At 41.6% G+C, this 5,760-nt stretch carries 6 protein-coding genes; 4 read left to right on the forward strand and 2 right to left on the reverse strand.

Annotated features, from left to right (window positions below; genetic code table 11):
* Positions 1 to 108: 108 nt before the first annotated feature.
* Positions 109 to 960 carry a hypothetical protein gene (locus RMY27_RS35320; RefSeq protein WP_322669446.1) on the forward strand — a complete coding sequence of 284 codons (852 nt, stop codon included), beginning with the start codon at positions 109 to 111 and terminating at the stop codon, positions 958 to 960.
* Positions 961 to 1,061: 101 nt separating this feature from the next.
* Here RMY27_RS35320 and RMY27_RS35325 read toward each other — a convergent pair whose 3' ends face one another.
* Positions 1,062 to 1,649: a PEP-CTERM sorting domain-containing protein gene (locus tag RMY27_RS35325; protein WP_322669447.1), complete on the reverse strand. Its 588-nt coding sequence runs from the start codon at positions 1,647 to 1,649 to the stop codon at positions 1,062 to 1,064.
* Between the two features lie 206 nt (positions 1,650 to 1,855).
* Here RMY27_RS35325 and RMY27_RS35330 point away from each other — a divergent pair, with 206 nt between their 5' ends.
* The 3 genes from RMY27_RS35330 (at position 1,856) to RMY27_RS35340 (ending at position 4,123) form a co-directional block, all read left to right on the forward strand.
* A complete protein-coding gene (locus tag RMY27_RS35330) occupies positions 1,856 to 2,077 on the forward strand; it encodes a hypothetical protein (RefSeq protein ID WP_322669448.1) in 222 nt (73 codons plus the stop codon).
* Positions 2,078 to 2,298: 221 nt separating this feature from the next.
* Positions 2,299 to 2,712 (forward strand): hypothetical protein, encoded by a 414-nt coding sequence (locus RMY27_RS35335; RefSeq protein ID WP_322669449.1) that lies wholly within the window; start codon positions 2,299 to 2,301, stop codon positions 2,710 to 2,712.
* A 634-nt stretch (positions 2,713 to 3,346) separates the two neighbouring features.
* Positions 3,347 to 4,123 (forward strand): SDR family oxidoreductase, encoded by a 777-nt coding sequence (locus tag RMY27_RS35340; protein WP_322669450.1) that lies wholly within the window; start codon positions 3,347 to 3,349, stop codon positions 4,121 to 4,123.
* 539 nt (positions 4,124 to 4,662) lie between these two features.
* On the opposite strand, the gene RMY27_RS35345 is transcribed toward RMY27_RS35340, so the two are convergent.
* Entirely contained in the window at positions 4,663 to 5,520 is an 858-nt protein-coding gene (locus tag RMY27_RS35345; RefSeq protein WP_322669451.1) for an alpha/beta hydrolase family protein, read from the reverse strand.
* Between the last annotated feature and the right edge of the window lie 240 nt (positions 5,521 to 5,760).

Genomic DNA, 5,760 nt, shown 5'->3' on the forward strand with positions numbered 1-5,760 from the left:
TAATTCTATTTGATTTACGTTCTCTCATATCGCTTTTAGTCTAAACTCCAGAAATGTTGGCACGGGTTAGAAGCGATCGCTTCTTCTGATGAACTCTCCCCAACCGAATTGAAAAAGCTGCAAGACAAAAGGGCGAAAACGAAAACCGAACGACATCAGCAGCGTAAGGCGGAATTGTCCCGTCGCTACGAAGTTGACGTAACCCCTGATTTGGTCGAGAAAGATGACGACGGCTGGTATCCTCAACTGCGGATGCACTACTATTTGACGCTGGGGCGGGAATTTCTGACGAACCGTGATACTAAACGGGCTAAGGCGCAGTTAGAATTGGGACAGAATTCGATTTGGAAACCGGATTTTAACAAGGGGCAAATGTTGCCATCGGTGCTGTTGTTAGAAGAACTGAATCTGTTGCAGTTGCTTACGCCTGGAAAACGATTACGCTCTTCTGACGAGGCAATGCAGGAATTTAAAGCACTGGCACTAAAGCATCGGCACGTTATCAAGAATTACTTGAATGTAACGATTTCAGAAAAACTTACTCCTGTGGCGATCGCACAAAAATTACTTGCCAAAATTGATTTGAAGTTGGATTATGTTGGTCGATTGGGCAAGCGTGAAAATCGGGAGTGCGTTTACCAGTTTGTTGCACCTGATGATCAGCGTGATTCGATTTTCGGGCAGTGGTTAAATCGGGATGAATTATTTTCAAGGGATTCGGTGTCAGTCACTAATAATATAGTGTTAAATACACCAGTCGCTGACACGACACTTATTGATATTCCCCAAACAGTTACCCAAGTGGAAAATCCTGTTGCCCAAGGTTGGAAGGGGCTGAAACTGAAGATGCAGCAAGGCTTGGACAGCGCTGGCTCTTTCTACCAAGAGCTTGTCTCTAGAGTTGGCTTTTCTGTCGGTGTTGCTGATGGTGAGCCTTACTGGAATGGCTGCCTGGGGTAATGGCAGGTTTGGGTTAACTTTGCCACGGGATGTACGTCTGTGGTGTGCGATTGGCTAGAAGCTGTGTAGTGAGAGAAAGCTTTGGTAAAGAGTTCAGTAATTCATGCTTGAGATTTCGTCTCCCCAGCTTTTTTAGAGACAGCAATTGCACCAACTCCAAACAATAGACCTAGTAGGGAAGTAGGTTCTGGTACTGATGTAGATGAAGAACTCAGGGTAATATTGGCAGCAGAATCTTGATAGATGTATGTTCCTGCCAGTCCCACTTCACCCGTCAAGGTAATTTCAGAGCTTGAAGTTTTTTCTAAGGTATATCTTGGAGCATCAAAAGCAATGCCAAAATCAACTACTAAATTCCAATTCGACCCAGAACCAAGCTCAAAATCAACATCTGGGGTTAAGTTACCGCCATTAGTAGATCCTTTCTTCAAATTCAAGTTTAGATTGTTGACGGATAGCTCCCAATCGCTCAAAGTCCCGGACTTTGAGTAAACCACGAATCCTGAATATTCGCTCTTGAATGGCAAAGAGTTCGTAAGGAATGGGCTAGTAGCATCGACTAAGGTAAAATCACCTGAAAATTCTTGTCTAGTTAGAATCGCTCCCAGTACGGGAGTAGCATGAAATACGCTTGCAACTACCAAACCAATCACGGCGACGCTAACTTTGGGGAGTCGAACTTGATTCATGGATTGGGTATGCTATCTAAAATTGTTGAAGGTATGCTATCACATCCTTGGCAACTTAAGATACATTCGGTACATCAAAATTTTCTGCGATACCTGCGGTGTTTTCGAAGAATCGCTCAAGCCCAGAAATGGACAATACTATTAAAGAATTACTTTGTACACTAACAAATGATGAGCGGTTGGGGTGATGCTGGAGTTTGAGGATCTTGACCCAGAGAAGTTTGCTCAACTGGTTACAGATGCACCGCAGTGGACAGAATGGATGGTTTGATTTATTTATTTGGCACAGAATCAAAATTGCAGATGTCTACACCTTGAATGAGGCGTTGGGGAGAAAGCTACCTTTATCAGAGAAAGTGCCATTCGATTGGCATTATCGTTTACGAGATGCTAAGAATAGCACCTCGCAAACCGTAATGCTTGGATAGCAAAGCACTAATCAAAGGTTAGAATATTTTGAAGCTTTGGGCTATTCATTTGGATCAGAGTTCACGCATTTCCACGTCTGACTGGGAGCAATGGGAGTGATTGCATCTTTAAAAGATAAGTCTGTGCTTTTACCTTGCCGAAAAGCATCTAGTTTAAACCTTTTTTGTTCATACTCGAATTACTATAAAAATCATTATACGCATTACTATGCTCCGCTTCCATGCTTAAGTTATCACTAATCTCAGCTGCTATAATATGCACGCAATTACAGGGTGCTGCGTCTGCCCAAAGTAGCCCACGTTCTGCTTTTCAGGTAATTAAGGTGCAAGAATTTATCTCTTCTAACCGTATTAAAGTTACTATTCCAAAAGCTGTGGCTGTACAATTGTTTAGCAACTTAGAAGAACAAGAAGGAAGAAAGTCTGAGGAGATTTCAGTTGCGTATCCTACACAAAACACATCTGTAATCGTACATACCATAGTAGGTTTGGCTGATGATTCAGTGAGCGGGATACGAAATCGCATCGAGTTGAGACGCAACAAAAATAAATGGGAAATTGTCTGGGTAGGTCGGCAATACAAGTGTCAACCAAATCGAGGTCATCAAGACTGGTCTGGCAGTCTTTGCTTATAATCAATCGGTTTTTTAATCTTCGTTGGTCTGGATTAATAGCTACTCCAGCCACTGTAATCAAATATATGAAGTAGTATTTTATTCAATGACAAGATGCGTGCATTTTTCACGCTTTTGGTGCAACGCTTCTGGGATTGGGGGAATGCGATCGCCTCTACAAGATTGCAGCACAAGTTCATGGGGAAAACTAAACTACTTATGGATTCATTTCTGCGATCACACTTTAGTCGACCAATAATGCTCGTGGATTTTAGGGACTGCCGATTCAACCTTAATAGTCTCCCCCTGCTCGTTCCTCTGCGTCAATAACTTGAAGCCTATTACGCAATTGTTGGATAACAATTCCTTTGTCGTGTTATCAAATTAATGTCGTTAAAGTTTTAAAATGATGAAATTTGCATCCCAACTATGTTGTAGCACTTTAGATTCCTTGGAACAACGGCAGACAAAAAAGACTTATATCGTGTGCGTATAATGGGCTAATTTTTGATACAGCCTAACTTGGCAGGATGCATCGTAGAGCGATAGTAATGTATTAACGACGACAAATAGTTTGTTATTGGACAAAGGTTGTTCCTGAAACATTAAAAGTTACATTAATATTACGTTAAAATAGTACAGAGGTTTTCTTGTTGTGCCTGAAAAAGTGTTGAAAGGTCGTGTTGCACTAGTTACAGGTGTAAGTCGGCGTAAAGGAATTGGATTTGCGATCGCGCAACAATTAGCAATATTAGGTGCAGACGTTTTCATTCACTCTTATTCACCCTATGATGCTACTCAAATGTGGGGAGCCGATCCTAATGGAATTTCTGCATTGATTGCTCTGCTTCAAAAGTATGGTACTCGGATCGCACACGCCCAAGGAAATTTTCTCGATCCTGCTGTACCAAGTCAAATTATGAGTACTGCGGTTCAAACATTTGGACACATCGATATTTTGATTGCGAATCATGCTTATAGCACAATGGGAAATTTGGAGCAACTGACCGCAGCAGAAATTGATACGCATTTGCAAGTTAATGTCCGAGGAACGTTATTATTAGTGCAAGCATTTGCCGCTCAACATAGTGGTTGTTCTGGCGGTCGAGTGGTTCTTCTCACCTCTGGGCAGCATCTCAATCCCATGCCAGAGGAACTATCATACGTTGCATCCAAAGGTGCATTACATCAACTAACACTTTCGTTATCAGCTTATCTGATAGGGCGTAAGATCACGACCAATGCCATAAATCCGGGAGCAACAGATACAGGTTATGCAAGTAATGAACTTTATGAGTCAGTTCTAAGAGCCAACCCTCAAGGGCGATGGGGGCAACCCGAAGATGCAGCCCGTTTAATTGGTTGGCTAGTAACAGATGAAGCACAATGGGTAACTGGGCAAGTAATCAACTCTACAGGAGGTGGACTTTGATTATCTTCTGCACTCTTTGGGGCAAAGAGCAAGAATATTGTAACCACGGATGTCAGTACTCCCTTCGAGTGGGCGCTACGGCAGCGAATTGTGTTGCCGATGTCAGATAGTGTGGTATATACGCGCTTCGGGGGAGGCTGTGGAATTGCGGGAGATGATGCGGCGGTTCAGGGTACAGGAGCTAAGAGCGTTGTACTCCTATAGAGAAACGACGACCAATTGAAGAAGCGATCGCACAGCGCTTATTTGCTCCTTGTGACTAGCTTTGCCAAAGTCTGCCGTTGAATTTAGGGGTGAATGAATTGGTACAGATGGCAATACAGTCAAAACCAATTAAGCGGCAACAGTTTTTACTTAAAACGTACAGAGCAATCGTATCTTCAATGGCTGGGACTGTGGGCTATGCTGATGGATCTCATGGCTGGGGTTGAGAGCAAAATTGATCGGAGTTTCAGCTTGCTAGAGGAAAAGTTGCTGCTAACATCCATCCAAAGAATAAGGCATTACCGATGGCATAGCTCCAATATTCATTAAGTAAACTAGAAGTAAATGAAAAAATAGCCACAAGTATAGGGAACAAGGGCAGTAAAAGATAAATAAACCCCAGATTTGGTAGCAAGTAAAGTACTAAAATAAAACCTCCGATTAAGGCTGTACTTTGTCCTAGCCACCACAAAAGACGTTTTCCAAACAAGAGATTTTGTTGAGCTATTTCTAGCAGCAAGGTGGCTTTGATTACGGAACAAAATTGTAATATGTTCTGCATTAGGAATAATTACTAGTTCTCTTCCCTTGCCCCGAAATAAATTTTTATTTTCTCCACCTGCGGTTTTAAGTAACCGTTTTGCATTGGCAATAAATCTACCTTCCCAGCTTCCTGCTTGCAATTGCAGATTAGGGGGAGCTTTTGGTGTAACTGAAGCACTTGTAGGAGAAATAGCTACGGTTGCCGCATAACGATTGACATTATTGATAGCAGCAGACATTACTGCACCGCTACCCATTGAGTGGCCTAAAGTAGCTAAACGCAATTTATCTACTTCTGGTTGTTTTATAAGTGCTTCATAAGCAACATCAAGATTTTGCTGAAGTGAATTTTTTCCCAACGGTTTAGTATTAGCTGCATGACTCTCAAAGTCCCACAACATCACTGCATAACCTGCATGTGCTAACGTGTAGGCGTATCCAAGCATTAACTGCTTAGAACCTGCATACCCATGTGCTATTAAAACGCCCGGTACATTTTTTGCATTCTCTGACACTATGTATAATAACGGCACACCATCACAGACCATTTGCTTTACTGTAAAAGACACCTGTAGCACCATTACTCTCCACCAAGAAATAACAATTACTAATAGTGCCAAAATGAGCGTCAGTAAACGCTTATTATTCATAAATTTCTAGTTAATAGACTTCTGGCAAATTATTTTATGTATGTAATATCAATTCTATGTGAAGCTGCATAGAATTAATATTACTCGGATAAGTTTGCTTAATTGGTAATAGACGCGCCCTATTGAGTTAATTATTTTCTATTTCTTAAGTAGTTTAGCTCTAATGTCTCCAGGTTCTAATTGAGATACAGCAGATTTGAGGTAAATGAGGCACACTAAATATTAGTGCATCAAGAATTA

The organism is Nostoc sp. DedQUE09 (assembly GCF_034530915.1).
Taxonomy (GTDB): Bacteria; Cyanobacteriota; Cyanobacteriia; order Cyanobacteriales; family Nostocaceae; genus Nostoc.